Annotated in this window: 14 protein-coding genes and 1 pseudogene; all 15 read left to right on the top strand. The window is 41.0% G+C overall.

Going from position 1 to position 13,240, the window contains the following annotated elements:
- The first annotated feature begins 176 nt into the window (after positions 1-176).
- The 15 genes and pseudogenes from AB986_RS08995 (at position 177) to AB986_RS22335 (ending at position 13,207) form a co-directional block, all read left to right on the top strand.
- Positions 177-1,742 carry a sodium:solute symporter family protein gene (locus AB986_RS08995; protein ID WP_048310502.1) on the top strand — a complete coding sequence of 522 codons (1,566 nt, stop codon included), beginning with the start codon at positions 177-179 and terminating at the stop codon, positions 1,740-1,742.
- Entirely contained in the window at positions 1,720-1,947 is a 228-nt protein-coding gene (locus AB986_RS08990) for a hypothetical protein (RefSeq protein ID WP_048310501.1), read from the top strand. The genes AB986_RS08995 and AB986_RS08990 overlap by 23 nt, the downstream gene beginning before the upstream one ends.
- Positions 1,948-2,374: 427 nt before the next feature.
- Entirely contained in the window at positions 2,375-3,121 is a 747-nt protein-coding gene (locus AB986_RS08985; RefSeq protein ID WP_048310500.1) for an SDR family NAD(P)-dependent oxidoreductase, read from the top strand.
- Between the two features lie 474 nt (positions 3,122-3,595).
- The gene (locus AB986_RS08980; RefSeq protein WP_048310499.1) at positions 3,596-4,075 is read left to right on the top strand and encodes a site-2 protease family protein; all 480 of its coding nucleotides are present in this window, start codon (positions 3,596-3,598) and stop codon (positions 4,073-4,075) included.
- A 232-nt stretch (positions 4,076-4,307) separates the two neighbouring features.
- On the top strand, positions 4,308-6,074 hold the full coding sequence (locus tag AB986_RS08975) for a sulfatase family protein (RefSeq protein WP_048310498.1): 1,767 nt from the start codon (positions 4,308-4,310) through the stop codon (positions 6,072-6,074).
- A gap of 123 nt (positions 6,075-6,197) precedes the next feature.
- A complete protein-coding gene (locus AB986_RS08970) occupies positions 6,198-6,416 on the top strand; it encodes a DUF1659 domain-containing protein (RefSeq protein ID WP_048310497.1) in 219 nt (72 codons plus the stop codon).
- Between the two features lie 35 nt (positions 6,417-6,451).
- Positions 6,452-6,670 carry a DUF2922 domain-containing protein gene (locus tag AB986_RS08965; protein ID WP_048310496.1) on the top strand — a complete coding sequence of 73 codons (219 nt, stop codon included), beginning with the start codon at positions 6,452-6,454 and terminating at the stop codon, positions 6,668-6,670.
- Between the two features lie 68 nt (positions 6,671-6,738).
- The gene (locus AB986_RS08960) at positions 6,739-6,900 is read left to right on the top strand and encodes a YvrJ family protein (RefSeq protein ID WP_048310495.1); all 162 of its coding nucleotides are present in this window, start codon (positions 6,739-6,741) and stop codon (positions 6,898-6,900) included.
- A gap of 776 nt (positions 6,901-7,676) precedes the next feature.
- A pseudogene (locus tag AB986_RS22975) lies at positions 7,677-7,769 on the top strand (cysteine hydrolase); the annotation flags it as partial.
- Between the two features lie 69 nt (positions 7,770-7,838).
- Positions 7,839-8,354 carry a DinB family protein gene (locus tag AB986_RS08955; protein ID WP_048310494.1) on the top strand — a complete coding sequence of 172 codons (516 nt, stop codon included), beginning with the start codon at positions 7,839-7,841 and terminating at the stop codon, positions 8,352-8,354.
- A 123-nt stretch (positions 8,355-8,477) separates the two neighbouring features.
- On the top strand, positions 8,478-9,569 hold the full coding sequence (locus AB986_RS08950; protein WP_048310493.1) for an NADH:flavin oxidoreductase: 1,092 nt from the start codon (positions 8,478-8,480) through the stop codon (positions 9,567-9,569).
- A 255-nt stretch (positions 9,570-9,824) separates the two neighbouring features.
- Entirely contained in the window at positions 9,825-11,018 is a 1,194-nt protein-coding gene (locus AB986_RS08945) for a Bcr/CflA family efflux MFS transporter (RefSeq protein WP_048310492.1), read from the top strand.
- Between the two features lie 109 nt (positions 11,019-11,127).
- Positions 11,128-11,985 (top strand): ABC transporter permease subunit, encoded by an 858-nt coding sequence (locus AB986_RS08940; protein ID WP_048310491.1) that lies wholly within the window; start codon positions 11,128-11,130, stop codon positions 11,983-11,985.
- A complete protein-coding gene (locus AB986_RS08935; protein ID WP_048310490.1) occupies positions 11,986-13,014 on the top strand; it encodes a hypothetical protein in 1,029 nt (342 codons plus the stop codon).
- A gap of 55 nt (positions 13,015-13,069) precedes the next feature.
- A complete protein-coding gene (locus tag AB986_RS22335; protein ID WP_161797354.1) occupies positions 13,070-13,207 on the top strand; it encodes a cupin domain-containing protein in 138 nt (45 codons plus the stop codon).
- The last annotated feature ends 33 nt before the right edge of the window (positions 13,208-13,240 follow it).

The raw sequence follows: 13,240 nt of genomic DNA, 5'->3' as shown, positions 1-13,240 counted from the left end.
ACTCTATTTTTTTCACGTTAGTACAATGTGAGCGTGCATGTGAGGTAATCTAACTTGAAAGGGGGATTCTACAGAAGAGATGAAAAAATTCATTGTGAGATTATTTAACTTAGTTACAGATTTCTTCCAATTAGTGTATTAGTCTTACTAGTAATTAAATTAGTTGGAGGGAAAAAATGTTATCATCTAGCGTTGGTTACCTTTTGTTGTTCGTCTTTGGAATTTTCTTTGTGTCTATTACCCTTTTCATGCAGCGCAGAAAGAAGCAATCAATGACAGCAGAACAATATAGTACAGCTGGAAGAAGTATGGGGGTAGGTTTAACGAGTGCGTCGATTATTGCAGCATGGACATGGGCTGCTACGCTCATGATGTCATCTGCGACGGGATATCAATATGGAATTAGTGGACCTTATTGGTATGCAGCAGGAGCTTGTATTCAAGTATTATTATTTGCGATTGTTGCGATTACGTTAAAGCGAAGGGCACCGAATGCACATACTTTTCTTGAATTCATTGGGCAGCGTTTTGATCAAAAGAACCATCGTTTAATTATGATCTTTGCACTAATGACCAATATTCTTGTAACGGCTATGGTTATTCTCGGGGGTGCTATTGCCTTGAATTCGTTAACTGGAATGAACTTGTTTATAGCGGCCTTCTTAATTCCTTTAACCTTCACGATCTATACAATGATTGGTGGCTTAAAAGCATCATTCATCGCAGATTATTTTAACACCGTCATGATCTTTGTCATTCTAACGATCTTTGCGGTTGTCGTTTATACGAAATTTGGTATTACTCCTATATATGAAGGATTGCGTGATTTACCACCTTCATCTTCAATGCTAACGATGGCATCTGTATCAGGCCTTTTCTTCGGCATGATTAACATTATCGGAAACTTCGGTGCTGTTTTTGTTGACCAGGCTTACTGGCAGCGAGCGATTGCTAGTAAAGATAGTGCTACATCCAAAGCCTACATATTCGGTGGTCTAGCGTGGTTTTCGATTCCTTTTGCGATCGCAACATTTCTCGGTGTAAGTGCAGCAGGATTAGGTATAAATGTTGGTTCTCCAGATTCTGTAGCACCGGAAATGGCAGCTCATTTGTTAGGTAGTGTGGGATCCATCTTATTTCTTGCAATGTTGTTTATGGCTGTGATGTCGACAGGTGCTGCAGAGCTAACGGCAATCACCAATATCATTGTCACCGACATCTATCGTCATTCAATTAATCCAAAAGCGAGTAGCCAGAAACTCTTAAACGTCTCTCGAAAAGTAACGCTCAGTTTTGGCTTAATGATGGGTCTCATTTCTATTTTATTATTTTACGTAGGCATTAGCTTAAGTTTTGTTTACATGGCGATGGGCATTTTTGTAAGTGGTGCCGTTATTCCAGTCACGCTTGGACTTATGTGGAAAAAAGCGACGAATACGGGTACATTTTATGGAGCATTATTCGGATTCATCTTCGGTGTGACAGCCTGGATGACATCTGCTCAGTTGATTGTTGGAGAAATTACGGTGAATTCTCTAGGTCAGCTTCAGCCAATGTTTTTCGGTAATATCACGGTCTTTCTCGTTAGCGGCTTGATTTCAGTTGGGCATGGGTTAATCGCAAATGAGGAATTTGATTTTGATACGTTAAAAGATAAATTTAGAAGCTTTGATGATGAGGTTGAGGTTGAAGAACTTGAAGAAGAGGAGGAATTTGATTATGCAGGAAGAGCAGCTAAGTAATGACGCTAAGGTATGTATACGCTGGGCGCTCGGGCTAACGCTAGTCTTTATCATCATCTTTCCAGGGATTATGTTTGCAACAGGTTATGACTATAGCTTATCTTTCTTTAAAGGTTGGACATATGTGTCATTTGGCTGGCTGATTGTTGCAGGTCTTTTTATAGCCATCCGTCCAATTGTGGAGTTCTACCAACAAAAAGAGTAGAGGGGTTTTCAGATCGATTAACTTTTTAACACGCTTTTTTCCAAAAGGTTGTTGCTATATGAGTGATCTTTTAGAAAGGCTCTTTTCGTAGACATTGTTGCTATATGAGTGGGATAATTTCCGCTCCAGGATGCTCGCTTTCCGCGGGGCGGGCGGTGAGCCTCCTCGTCGCTAACGCTCCTGTGGGGGTCTCACCTGTCCCGCTAGTCCCGCAGGAGTCGAGCATCCTTCCGCTCCAATAAGAAGTGTGGTTAATTCAATAATTATTTCAGAAGCAACAATCTTTTAGAAAAGAGCCTTTAGAAAAGACCCTTTTAAACAGACGGCATTCAATTGAATGTCGTCTTTTCAGTTTCAACTCTTAAATATTGATTATATTATTACTATAATAAAGTGATTGTACGAAAAGTGATGAAGGAGAGAGCGTATGCCAAATTTGAAAAATCAGGTGATTCTAGTTACGGGAGGTAACCGTGGCCAAGGAATAGCGATCGCTGAACACCTAGCAGCATTAGGTGCGCGAGTGGTTATTGGGGCGCGTACATTTGAAAATGCTAAAGAAGCAGCCGAATCGATCGGAGTTGATCGTGCCTATCCAGTTGAGCTTGATGTGACAAAGGAATCAAATTGGAGAGCAGCGATGAACGAGATAGAAGATCAACTTGGTCGTCTTGATGGACTTATTAACAATGCGGGAATTTTGAAACGGAAAGCTTTTACGGAGTTGACGATAGAAGAGTATCAAGAATTAATCAATGTGAATCAACTAGGGGTTTTTCTAGGAATGCAGACGGTTATTCCCGTAATGGAAAAGCAAAAGAAAGGATCTATTGTGAACAATGTTTCCATCTCCGCATTTGCTCCGATTGGCTACTCAAGTGCATATGCAGCGACGAAAGCAGCGGTTGTTGCGATGTCGAAATCAGCCGCCATTGAACTAGGGCCAAAAGGTATTAGGGTTAACATGATTCATCCCGGTGGAGTTGAAACGAAGATGGCAACGCAGGGTGAAGGCGTTCCAGAATTCTATCATTCCATCCCATTAGGGCGTATTGGACAACCTGTTGAAATTGCAAGAGCGGCTGCTTTTCTTGTTTCAGACGAAAGTTCGTATTGCACTGGCACAGAAATGGTGGTAGATGGCGGAATGACGTTGGGTTCTGCAAACGTTTAATAGCACGCTAGATACCTTGAACTAGTTGGTATGTAAACTGAACTAACAAAGAGGAAAATTTGTACTGTTGATTTGTGCTACAAGGTTACGTTACAGTAGGTTACTGGGACTGAAATAGAATGTTCGGTCTTAAAAAGAAAAGCGATTAATGCGATAAGATCATAAAGGTACGTTAGATAGCAATTTTAAATACAAGTTGTTTCAAAACGAAATAAGTCTGTTTATAAAATAGGTAGAGACAATACTAAAACTATAAATTAGGTAGCAATGATCCGGACAACTAGTGTCGGACATAAGCCGAAAAGGAGAACGATTCCTTTTCGGCTTTTTTTTTGGTTAAAAAAGGGGGTGAGGTGAATAGAGAGGTACTTCAGGTGAAGAGTAGTAATAACTTTTAATACGCAAATCTCGATTGCATTTATATAAATCTGAATTGATTAACTGAACTAAATCGAAAAATAACGGAGGTTATCTATGTTTACATTTAGCGATATTCCAATGTTCTTTGTGAACTTCTTTATCATCTTACCGATCGTGACCTTTGTCCATGAAGCTGGACATGTGTTGGTTGCAAGGTTATTCGGTGGAAGAATTAAATTTAGTATCGGAACAGGGAAGAAAATTATTGATATCGGACCACTTGAAATTCGGAAAAGATACTTTATGGAAGGGTGGTGTCAGTACGACAAGTTATCGTACAACAAAACATGGGCACATGTCTTAATTTATTTTGCAGGTAGCGGATTTAACTTAATCCTAATGTTAATCATAAATTACCTTATTCTGACCGATGTTCTTCCTGAATCTTTAATATTTAGACAGTTTGTTTATTTCTCGTTCTATTTCGTTTTCTTTTCGTTAATGCCGTATAAGAATGATGACGGGAAACCTAGCGATGGCATGGCGATCTATGATGTTATTCGATATGGTAAAGCGGAAGACCCGATTGATTAACCTCTTCAAATCTTGTTCGACAATATCCAACAGAAAGCGGGTGGTGCCTGGCACCACCCGCTTTTTCTGTATGAACGGTGCTCTAGGCTAGAGCATATGGTGTAGGATGATGAAAGCATATAGAGGATTGATCTTGCTTATTGCTCTGAAGCGTAAGAGAGGGGAATTCCACTCAACTAAATAGACACTTTTCTCCAACTTCAGAGCCGTCACCTAAGGAGGTATTCCAGCAATGGCGAAAGGGAAAAAGCCAAACTTTCTCATTCTAATGGTCGATCAAGAACGTTATCCATCTGTATATGATAATAAAGAATTGAGAGAGTGGAGAAGAAAGAATTTAATTACACAAGAATTGTTAAAAGAAAATGGCTTCGAATTCAAGAAGCATTACGCTGGCAGTACAGCCTGTTCACCTAGCAGGACAACACTTTACACTGGTCAATATCCATCTCTTCACGGTGTGACACAAACAAGTGGGGCAGCGAAAACGCCCTTTGACCCAGATGTTTTCTGGCTAGATCGTAATACCGTTCCAACGATGGGGGATTACTTACGAACGGCAGGATACCGTACGTACTGGAAGGGGAAATGGCATGCATCTGAAGAAGATATTCTCATTCCTGGAACGAACAATGCGTTAGCAAGTTACACGTCTACAGGTGTACCGGATGAAGCGAATGTAGAACAGTATCTTAATGCTAGCCGGCTAGATGAATTTGGATTCAACGGTTGGGTGGGACCAGAGCCACATGGAACAAACCCTCGAAATTCAGCTTCATCTGCGGCGGTTGGGATCAGCGGGCGAGACGTTATTTATGCAGCAGAAGTTGTTGAATTAATTCAGTCTCTTGAAAAAGAAGAGTCTGATGCACCATGGATGATTATGAGTTCATTCATAAACCCTCATGACATTGCCCTATATGGCGTTTTTGCGGCGCAAAGCGGGTTATTCGATTTCAAGGTTGACCCAACTGTTCCATACATTCCGCCTGCACCTACTACTGGAGAATCGTTACGAACGAAGCCGACTGCTCAAAGAAGCTATCGCACCACGTACCCGAAAGCATTGCAACCGCTGATAAATGACGTGTTCTATCGGCAATTGTATTATTCTCTACAAAAGCAAGCAGATGACGAAATGCATAAAGTTTATAAAGCGCTACAAGCATCAACTTTCTACGAAAACACTGTTGTGATTTTTCTTTCGGATCACGGTGAACTATTAGGCGCGCACGGTCAGTTATATCAAAAATGGTACAACGCATACGAGGAGTCTATCCACGTTCCGCTGATTATCCATAGTCCTAAGCTTTTTAAAGGAAGACAAAGCACAACGATGTTAACGAGTCACGTTGATGTTGTGCCAACGATGTTAGGCCTCGCAGGAATCGATCCAAAAAAAGCACAAGAAAAACTAAGCGTTGATCATACAGAAGTCCATCCTCTGGTTGGGAGGGATCTTACGCCTCTCCTTAAAGGGAAAAGAAGATTTGATCGCGCGAATGAACCGCTTTATTTTATGACGGACGACGATGTAACGAGAGGATTAAACCAGGTAACTGTAACTGGCCAGCCATATGAATCGGTCGTTCAACCCAATCACATTGAAGCCGTGATCACGACGCTTCCTACTGGTAAAGACAAAAAGCATGAACTCTGGAAATTTTCTCGCTACTACGATAACCCTCAATTCTGGAGTAATCCCGGTGTACAGGATGTTGTTCTTCATGAAGACACCCCAGTGCCTCCTAATTCAGATGTCCAGTATTCTCATTGCGTGACAACAACCAAAACAACGCCATTACCTGATGAATTTGAATTATATAACTTATCCACTGACCCATTGGAAGAACGTAACTTAGCTGATCCCGCCTACCAAACACCAGAAACGATGAAAATACAAGAACGCTTAAGCGTATTACTTCAGGAGCAATGCAGTAAGAAAAGGTTGTCCCCAAGTAGTGGCAACGTTCCTGGAATGCCGTCTTGTGATTTCTAACTGGAAAAGCGTCCTCTCTTTGACGAGATAGGACGCTTTTTTTGCGTTCGGAAAATATTTTTTACATACATGCCCCTTTTTCCATTTTCAAAACGATATATAGGGTGAAAGGAGGTGATCAACATGGCATCATCATCACTCATGAACACGCAGCTTCGTATGGTTCTAGAAACTGGCGTTGATGTGAATGGTAAGTCGCTTTTCCGCAGCAAGAACTTTAACAACATGAAACCGTCCGCAACACCTGATGCGCTTTTCGCAGTAGCTCTTGCGCTAGCACCACTCCAGCAGCACAGCCTATTCGCAGTTGAGCGTAACGATTCATCTGATCTACAAGCGTAAAATCACTCAATCAATAAGAAAGGAGGTTAACCACTATGGCCAAAACTCTTGAACTTCAATTCGATACGCGTGACAACAAACCATTCTCGATCACCCTAAGCGATCCAGTTGAACCTGTTAATCCAGCCGCTATTGCAGCTGCAATGGAAGCGATCATCGCTCAGAACTGCTTCACAACAAGCGGTGGAGATGTGACAGCAAAGAAAGGCGCACGAATTGTTGAACGTAACGAAAATGAGATCGTCATTAGCTAATTGTAACGGGGAGGGGCGATTGTCCTTCCTTTTTCCTGCCGACATAAATAACCAAGGAGGGAAAAACGATGGAATCCTGGATGTCACTCATTAGCGACGTTGGCTTTCCGATTGTGGTGATGCTTTATCTACTTCACCGCATAGAAGAAAAGCTTGATACGTTGAATGACACAATTCTTCTACTACCGAAGCACCTTTCTTCACAGCGTGTAAACAAGAACATCATCTAGTTTCACAGTAGCTGAGGTTCAACAAATGGGTTGCCCCTTAGCTAACTATCTTTTCCTACATAATTCAAAATCGAATTTAATAGTGAACAACGGCTTCCAATCTACTATTTAAAAGAGACGATTGTGAGGTTTCTTAAGGTGTGCCGTTGATCAAAACGTGGAATGCCTACCACACGTTTCAAAATTAAACTTGTCAGGTGAGCTGAAGCCGATGCAGAAAATTCAGCGTTCTCAAATATTCATAGTTCCCGGTTTCTGTGTTGAGAAGCTATGGCGAGAACGGCCCTAACGGTTCGGTAAGGTAACCAGGCGTACTACGGTACGGGTAGCGGTAAGCAGATTAAGCACATTGGACTGGTTTGATGTGTAGAAAGCGCACTGTTGAAGAAATTCAAGCGTTCAAATCGGGTGATACGGTGGAAACCTAAGATGGTCTCAGTATACTTCAGTCTCATGGAACGGCTGCTTTTACAGCGCTGATGCTTTCTTGTCAGCGCTGTAAAGGAAGTCATTCTCTGTCCAATGTTTCCTATCCGATCTAGTACCTTCAGTGGTTAATGCGCATTAAAAGAAAAAACTGCATAACAAGCTCAAAGAGATTGATCTTGTAGATAGTAATACCAAAACAATAACAGTAGATAAATAAACAGGATAAGAAAGAAGCGATAGCGTTCTGGTGTAAGAGGAGGAGAGAGCGGATCAGATTTGGAGGTTTGCGAATCGACATAACATGACACAAATCGGGTGGTGACAGGCACTCGCGAACTAATAACCCAGAGCAAATTCATGACATAACGTTAGCAACGCTACATGACGAATTTGCGACAATTCTTACAACAGTGGAGTTAATAATAAAGTTTAACCACTAGAAAAGTTTTAGTGAGAACGTAACAAGGAATACATAACGAAGGGTTTACTAATGTACAGGAGGAAAAACAATGAATGTACTTAAAGAACAATATGATTGGATTATGCACACGAGGAAATTACTTTTTCATTTCTGTGAGAACGTGAATCAAGAAGATTATGTGAAAGAAATCGATGCGCTTGGTGGTAATTCAATGCGCGCTCTTCACCAGCATGCAGCAGAATGCTATTTCTACTGGTTAGGGAAAGTTGGCTTGAAGGATCCTGATTTCTCAGAACGCCCTGAACAAGCGAAAGACGTTAATGACATGAGGGAATTGTTTGATACAGTAGATCAGCTCGTTATTCGATTCCTAGATCGGTTTGAAGGACAAGAAGATGAGAAAATTAGTCGAACAGAAAACGTGGATAATGAAGAAAATGAGTTCTCTGTTTTATGGCTCTATACGCATACATCAACTCATGAATTCCATCATAAAGGCCAGATTGTTTGGCTAGCCCGTCATCTCGGATATGAACCGCCAGATACAGATCTTATTACAGCCGCCGATATCAATCGATTTTCAGCTTATCCTGAACAGCGATAGTCCATAACCACCCTATTTCATTAAATGGGGTGGTTATTTAGTTAATTTCTTCAAGCAGATCTTTTTTCTTTTACGTATAGTTTTGGAATAATGGTAACCAGTAAGAACAGAGGAGGATTTCTCATGGCATCTACAAAAGCATTATTTCAAACATTTAATTGTGAGAATTTAACACTACCCAATCGTACGGTGATGGCGCCAATGACGCGCGGCTTTTCACCAGATAATATACCTGGAGAAGATGTGGCAGCTTATTACCGCCGCAGAGCTGAAAATGAAGTAGGCTTAATCGTAACCGAAGGAACAGGAATTAATCATCCTGCATCCGTTTCAGGCGCAAGCATTCCTGTATTTCATGGGGAAGCAGCATTAAAAGGCTGGGAAAATGTTGTGAAGGAAGTTCACAGCGTTGGCGGTAAAATTGTTCCACAGCTCTGGCACGTTGGGATGACGCGTAGCAAAGGTGATCTTCCGAATGAAGAAGCATTGCCTGTTGGTCCATCAGGACTAAGCCTAGACGGCGAAAAAGTAACTGAACCGTTATCAGAAGAAGAAGTTGGTCAATTAGTAGAAGCGTATGCGCAAGCAGCGGCTGATGCCAAACGCATTGGTTTCGATGGAATTGAACTTCACGGAGCTCACGGTTATTTAATTGATCAATTCTTCTGGGAGCAAACGAATAAGCGTACCGATCGCTACGGTGGTGATCTTGTTGGTCGAACTCGCTTTGCAGTGGAAATTATTGAAGCATGTCGACGTGAAGTAGGACCTGACTTCCCGATCATCTTCCGCTTCTCTCAATGGAAAATGAATGACTTTAAAGCAAAACTTGCGACAACTCCAGATGAGTTAGAGCGTTTCTTACAACCTCTAGTTGAAGCTGGCGTGGATATTTTCCACTGTTCAACACGTCGTTTCTGGGAGCCTGAATTTGAAGGATCTGACTTGAACTTAGCTGGTTGGACGAAGAAACTAACAGGAAAACCTGTTATCTCTGTTGGATCCGTTGGACTTGATGGAGAATTCACTAGCTTTGCAGGTGCTGAAACAACAAGCCTTGATGGTCTTATCGAAAAAGTCGAGAACGAAGAGTTTGATCTCGTTGCCATCGGACGCTCACTGTTAATGGATCCAGAATGGGTGAAGAAGGTGCATGACGGTAGAGAAAATGATCTACTAGCGTTTGATAAAGAGTCACTCAAGAAATTAACGTAAGCTAGATGATGAATAGTGCATGAAGTAGGCTGGAGTTTAGGATATATTAGCCGAAATCTCGATATATTAGCGGGAATTCTATTTTATTGGCTAGATTTCAAATATATTGTCCAAATCCTACTTTTATTGTCCAAACCACCAAAGGGAGCTGCTATTCTGGCAGCTCTCTTTTTTAGTTAACTGTTGTCTTGCCCCTGCCTGTTTGCTAAAATCAATAGGGTTATTTAGCTAAAGCAAAGAAAGGTGTTACCATTAATGATACAAAATCCAACAGGGAAAGAACGCTTAGGACTCGCATTCCTGCTTGGTATGCTTGGAATATTAGGTCCGCTTAATATTGATATGTATTTACCGAGTTTTCCAGGAATTGCAAGTGACTTAGGGGCGAGTGCATCCCTTGTTCAACTTAGTTTAACCTCTTGTTTAATCGGCCTTGCCATCGGTCAAATTGTGGTGGGGCCGTATAGTGATGGGCAAGGTAGACGAAAGCCATTATTACTCTTTATTTTCTTATTCGCAGTGTCATCCATTCTATGTGCCATAGCACCAAACATTACCACGCTTGTCATTGCGCGCTTTCTTCAAGGATTTACCGCTTCAGCAGGCGTAGTTCTTTCTCGTGCCGTTGTACGAGACGTATTCAGCGGGAGAGAGCTTACGAAATTCTTCGCACTGCTTATGGTGATTAATGCAACAGCGCCGATGATTGCTCCAATGACAGGGGGAGCCATTCTGCTGCTTCCTTTTGCGACGTGGCATACGATTTTCTACTTTCTTGGATTTCTTGGCCTCGTTATTGTAGCAGTCATTAAGTTTAAATTACCGGAAACGCTGCCGCCTGAGAAACGAATGCCGGGTACAATTAGTCAATCCGTACGTACAATCGGAAGTCTTATGAAAGATCGTTCCTTTATCGGATATGCATTGACGATTGGTTTTGTACATGGTGGAAGCTTTGCTTATGTTTCAGGTACGCCCTTCGTTTACCAGGGCATATACAACGTTTCTCCGCAGGTATTTAGTATCCTATTTGGAATCAACGGCCTCGCCATCATTTCAGGAAGTTATCTGATTGGACGACTGAGTGCCTTTTTCCAGGAGCGTAGCCTACTTAGAACAGCTGTTGTTACTGCAGTGAGTGCGACGCTGTTCCTACTTGTGATGACTATTATTGAGGGACCTCTTGCGACGCTTGTTGTGCCAATCTTTATCTACATGACCGCAATGGGAATGGTCCTAACAAGCACATTCACTCTTGCCATGGAGAAACAAGGCCATCGGGCTGGTAGTGCAAGTGCAGTATTAGGAATGCTTCCCTTATTATTCGGTGCAATGGTTTCACCACTTGTTGGAATTGATGAAACCACGGCAGTACCGATGGGAACCATATTATTTACTACTTCCTTAATCGGTTCGATTATGTTCTTTACATTAACAAGTAAAAATTAAGTAAGAAGCGACTTCTGATAATGGGAGTCGTTTTTTGTTTTTTTGGAAACTTTTCTTGCTTTCACTCGTCTTTACTAGTATAGGAAAAATAAGTAAGGAGTGTAAGTGAATGAAAGGTATTGTAAGGTTCTTTAGTATCCTGTTAAGCATCGTTTTAATCGTGAGTATCGCAGGTTTGTTTCAGAACGGTATCAGCTTTAGCTTCCCTCTATTGCTTGATGAATTTGTAGCGAACGTCAAAGCAATCACCGATTTATCAACGATTACCTATGAATCATCAGAAGGGAGTGGGATTGAGCGCTCTGTTTTTCCAATTATTTTTGAGTATTATAGCTATTCTCTATCGATACTTCTACTTGGATTTGTTCTCGCTTTAGTATCAGCGCTGTTGTTAACAATCATCACTTTGTTCCTTCCGCACAGGTTACAAGAAATTCTAAAGAAAACGGTAGGGTTTCTAGAAGCCGTCCCTGATCTATTCATAATTGTGATGGTCCAGCTTGCTTTTGTTGCTCTCTACAAACAAACTGGTATTCTTCTTTTTGAAGTTGTAGGAGGGTTCGATCGGCCACTCGTTCTTCCGCTTGTGACCTTTTCTATATTGCCATCACTTTTTCTCTACCGAATTATGCTACTCATATTTGAAGATGAATTAACGAGGCCATACGTTGAGCTTGCGAGAGGGAAAGGCATTTCGAGATGGAAGATCTTGCTCAAACACATTACGAGGAATTCGCTAGTTAGCGTCGTTAATCATTCGAAATCGATTATTTTACTTATGCTAACGAACCTCGTCATGCTGGAAATTATTTTTAATCTGTACGGTATCACCTGGTTTATCATTTCGAATGTTAGCGCGCAAATTGTGATGTTAAGCATCATAATGATCTATATCCCGATCTACATAATCGAATTCGTTGCGAAACGCCTTATCACCCATTTCACAGGTGAGGAGGTGCCAAGTTAAATGCTACCAATATTGATACGAAATAAACGTTTTATGATTGGAAGTAGTTTTATCTTCATTCTGATTCTATCAAGTGTGCTGTATAGTGTTATTGCAGACAATTCCATTCCTACAGCGGAAATTATAACAAATGAGAATGGAGACATTGTCGCTCGACCACCATATTCACCATGGGACTATCCTCCCTTTGGTACGGATCAGATTTCTCAAGATTTGTTTTTTGTCATCCTAATTGGAGCCAAATATACAATTGGAATCGCGCTAGTTATCGCCTTAAGTCGCTTCTTGTTCTCTAGTATCTTAGGAATCTTCATGCAACTGTACTGTCGTTCCTTCCTTCAAAAAGTAAAACCGGTTTTTGAGGGATTGTATTACTTTCCGGCATCCTTACTTGCTTATTTATGTTTAAGCTGGGTACTGATGAAAGACGGATTCCTAGACGGGTTCTCAACGACATTTACTGAAAGAGTTCTGTTTGAGATGGTCGTTCTTATTCTAATTGGCGTCCCAATTGTTTTGATTAATGTTTCAAAGGAAGTAAGCATTATTCAAAAGAAGGAATTCATTGATAGTGTGAAGGTATTGGGAGGAAGCAGGTTCCATTTACTTCGTGTGCATCTTATGCCCTATTTACGCCCACAGCTGTTTCTACTCTTTGTTCGAGAGGTAATTCAGGTGTTGCTGCTATTAGCCCATTTAGGAATATTGAACATTCTGTTTGGAGGTGCGCTTCTAACAACAGACATGTTTGATAAAGCTGTTTATGTATCGTTTTCAAGTGAATGGTCTGGCCTAATTGGCAGTAATTTTCGCTTTCTGTTTACAGATTATTATTGGATCCCGTTAGTCCCAATTTTTTGTTTTACAATAGCGATTCTAGCGTTCAAGTTAATGATTGAAGGATTTGAAGCCACACTTTATACCAAAGCGTGTCAGTCCGCAGCAAGTGCGAAGGTAGATAGTAAGAAAGATATAAAAGATGTTCGTACTGGCGTAAGAATAACAAACAATTCTTTTGATTATTTGTAAGATAAAGACTGAAACACACCATTTGCTAACTAAAAGGAGAAGGTGGAGATGAAGGATGAATCTATTAACTTTACTATCTTTAGTGAAAACTGGTCGCTACAAAATATTCAGTGAAATGGATGACTATCAATTGAAACTAGTAAAAGTGGAAGGGGATTTTGTAGGTGAATTAACTGCCGATTATGATTTGTGAATATAAGAAAATGTGGTCAGTTCTCAGAAAGAG

Origin of the sequence: Guptibacillus hwajinpoensis (assembly GCF_001039475.1) — a bacterium.
GTDB lineage: Bacteria > Bacillota > Bacilli > Bacillales > Guptibacillaceae > Guptibacillus > Guptibacillus hwajinpoensis.
Note: the sequence above shows the minus strand (reverse complement) of the source record. Positions and strands in the feature narration are given on the sequence as shown.

What these genes read in the sequence shown, in the direction of transcription:
- AB986_RS08975 (WP_048310498.1), top strand. Translation starts at nt 4,308, where the DNA reads ATGGCGAAAGGGAAAAAGCCAAACTTTCTCATTCTAATGGTCGATCAA.
- AB986_RS22335 (WP_161797354.1), top strand. Translation starts at nt 13,070, where the DNA reads ATGAATCTATTAACTTTACTATCTTTAGTGAAAACTGGTCGCTACAAA.
- AB986_RS08940 (WP_048310491.1), top strand. Translation starts at nt 11,128, where the DNA reads ATGAAAGGTATTGTAAGGTTCTTTAGTATCCTGTTAAGCATCGTTTTA.
- AB986_RS08955 (WP_048310494.1), top strand. Translation starts at nt 7,839, where the DNA reads ATGAATGTACTTAAAGAACAATATGATTGGATTATGCACACGAGGAAA.
- AB986_RS08935 (WP_048310490.1), top strand. Translation starts at nt 11,986, where the DNA reads ATGCTACCAATATTGATACGAAATAAACGTTTTATGATTGGAAGTAGT.
- AB986_RS08950 (WP_048310493.1), top strand. Translation starts at nt 8,478, where the DNA reads ATGGCATCTACAAAAGCATTATTTCAAACATTTAATTGTGAGAATTTA.
- AB986_RS08995 (WP_048310502.1), top strand. Translation starts at nt 177, where the DNA reads ATGTTATCATCTAGCGTTGGTTACCTTTTGTTGTTCGTCTTTGGAATT.
- AB986_RS08960 (WP_048310495.1), top strand. Translation starts at nt 6,739, where the DNA reads ATGGAATCCTGGATGTCACTCATTAGCGACGTTGGCTTTCCGATTGTG.
- AB986_RS08970 (WP_048310497.1), top strand. Translation starts at nt 6,198, where the DNA reads ATGGCATCATCATCACTCATGAACACGCAGCTTCGTATGGTTCTAGAA.
- AB986_RS08965 (WP_048310496.1), top strand. Translation starts at nt 6,452, where the DNA reads ATGGCCAAAACTCTTGAACTTCAATTCGATACGCGTGACAACAAACCA.
- AB986_RS08945 (WP_048310492.1), top strand. Translation starts at nt 9,825, where the DNA reads ATGATACAAAATCCAACAGGGAAAGAACGCTTAGGACTCGCATTCCTG.
- AB986_RS08985 (WP_048310500.1), top strand. Translation starts at nt 2,375, where the DNA reads ATGCCAAATTTGAAAAATCAGGTGATTCTAGTTACGGGAGGTAACCGT.
- AB986_RS08990 (WP_048310501.1), top strand. Translation starts at nt 1,720, where the DNA reads ATGCAGGAAGAGCAGCTAAGTAATGACGCTAAGGTATGTATACGCTGG.
- AB986_RS08980 (WP_048310499.1), top strand. Translation starts at nt 3,596, where the DNA reads ATGTTTACATTTAGCGATATTCCAATGTTCTTTGTGAACTTCTTTATC.